This window comes from Synechococcus sp. R5-15, from assembly GCF_047462035.1.
Classification (GTDB): Bacteria; Cyanobacteriota; Cyanobacteriia; order Thermostichales; family Thermostichaceae; genus Thermostichus.
The window spans coordinates 1-1,693 of the sequence record NZ_JANSIK010000166.1 but is presented as its reverse complement, the minus strand read 5'-3'; the positions used below and the strand labels follow the sequence as shown (position 1 = coordinate 1,693).

Sequence of the window (1,693 nt, the reverse complement as noted above, 5' to 3'; positions counted from 1 at the left end):
AGAGATAGGCAGGATGCGATCGCTTCTTTCCTGAACCATGTTCAGGAGAGTTCAGCGTGAATGTATCAGCAGCAGACCCCTCTTCCCCCTTTGGGAAAGGGGCTGGGGGTGAGGAAAAGCTAGTTGAGAGGGTTGAAAGAGTTGAAAGGCTCCATCTGCCAGAGCAGACGGGGCGGGATCCCCAGCCCTTCGGTGAGGGGTGCGGGCCGTTGGGAAGTTTGGGGATCGCAGTCGTAGAGAGCGGTGGTGTAGCGGTAGCTGCGGGGGGGGCCACCGTTGAGGCGAATGCCGCTAATTTCAAAGGTGTAGTTGCGATTGGGCTGGATCGAACCCACGGAGTAGGTCAAAGTTTCCAGGCCAAAGGCGGGATCCCCCACGCGGAGATCTCCGACAGGCACCGGCTCACCGGTGAGGGCATCGGTGATGCGGACTTGGGCTTGGCTGAGATCAGCCTTGCCGCCACGGCTGGGCACCGAGAAAGACCAGCGGTAGGCAGACAGGGGCTGGCCGGAAAACCCTTCTAGGCGGTAGAGGTAGCCGTCTTTCTCCGGGAAGGCGATGAACTCTGGATCTGGCACCGACTCGTCAAAACCGAAGATCCAGTTGGCGTTGGCCTGGGTCACCCGTCCAGCCCGTGGGTCAAAGACAATGCCGTAGGCCCCCTGGGCGTACTGAGGATACAGGTTCCAGCGGCGATGCCCCACATCCACAAAGTTTTCTCGACCTGGCTCGGCAAAATAGATGTCCACCTGCCGCGCCAACACCCGGCCTGGATCGGGGCCGTTCAGCTCTAGGATGGGCCCAACCGCCAGGTTGCTGAAGCGGGATCCCGCCTCCCCGGCAGGGGTAAAGCAGCGCCAAGAAGGGGGCGGCTGGTGGCTGAGAGTACCATTGGCTACCTGCATCAAGGCCGCTTGCTGGGCGGCTTCTAGGAACTGAGGATTGAGCTTCACCGGCGGTAACTGGTGCAACAGCCGTAGAAAATTCAGCCGATCCATCATCTTTTGGGCTGCTGCAGGCGTAAGGCGACCGGGGTTGCAGGTAGCAACCTGGGGCTGTTCGGCGTAAATAGGCCCCGTGAAGCTGCGGGTCTGGCGATCCAACCGGCACAGGAAGCTGGCAATCGGCACTTCCCCTGCCCGCGGTGGCTCCATCGAGGTAGGGGATCCTCCACAGGCCGCCAGCAGACAAAGACAAAAGATCCCCGCGATCCTCAAAGCCCAAAGCTGAACCAACTTGGGCAACCGCTGCAAGGGCATGCAAAAACCAGCCGAATTATGAGCCGGTGGGGGTGGGGGTGATGCTGGGGGGGCTGACGGTGCTGCTGCTGCTCTCGCCACAAGCAGGCAACAAGCCCAGACAGGCAAACAGGGCTAAGGCCGCCAAAAGCTGGTGGGTCACTTTGGGTTGCAACGTAGCCATGACAACAAACCTCCCAAATGCTGTTGGGTTTGACCCTGTTCTATCACCTGGCCGAGTGGGCCACAGCGTCAAAACTCATGCCGACAAGGGTATAACTTAAGCCCAAGTCAAGGAACGCTCACCCAAGTCGGCTACATCCACTAGGACTGGGATCCAAGCCCACTTTTTCTCTCCACCCATAGTGGAGTACGGATCCCCACAACTGATACATTCACGCTGAACTCTCCTGAACATGGTTCAGGAAAGAAGCGATCGCATCCTGCCTATCTCT

The 1,693-nt window shown here is 59.3% G+C and carries 2 protein-coding genes; both read right to left on the bottom strand.

Annotated elements, in window-relative coordinates; all coding sequences use genetic code 11:
* Nucleotides 1-119: 119 nt before the first annotated feature.
* Entirely contained in the window at nt 120-1,259 is a 1,140-nt protein-coding gene (locus NW839_RS12380) for a CAP domain-containing protein (RefSeq protein ID WP_414352197.1), read from the bottom strand.
* Between the two features lie 16 nt (nt 1,260-1,275).
* A complete protein-coding gene (locus NW839_RS12375) occupies nt 1,276-1,422 on the bottom strand; it encodes a hypothetical protein (protein ID WP_187147246.1) in 147 nt (48 codons plus the stop codon).
* Between the last annotated feature and the right edge of the window lie 271 nt (nt 1,423-1,693).

What these genes read in the sequence shown, in the direction of transcription:
- NW839_RS12380 (WP_414352197.1), bottom strand. Translation starts at nt 1,259, where the DNA reads ATGCCCTTGCAGCGGTTGCCCAAGTTGGTTCAGCTTTGGGCTTTGAGG.
- NW839_RS12375 (WP_187147246.1), bottom strand. Translation starts at nt 1,422, where the DNA reads ATGGCTACGTTGCAACCCAAAGTGACCCACCAGCTTTTGGCGGCCTTA.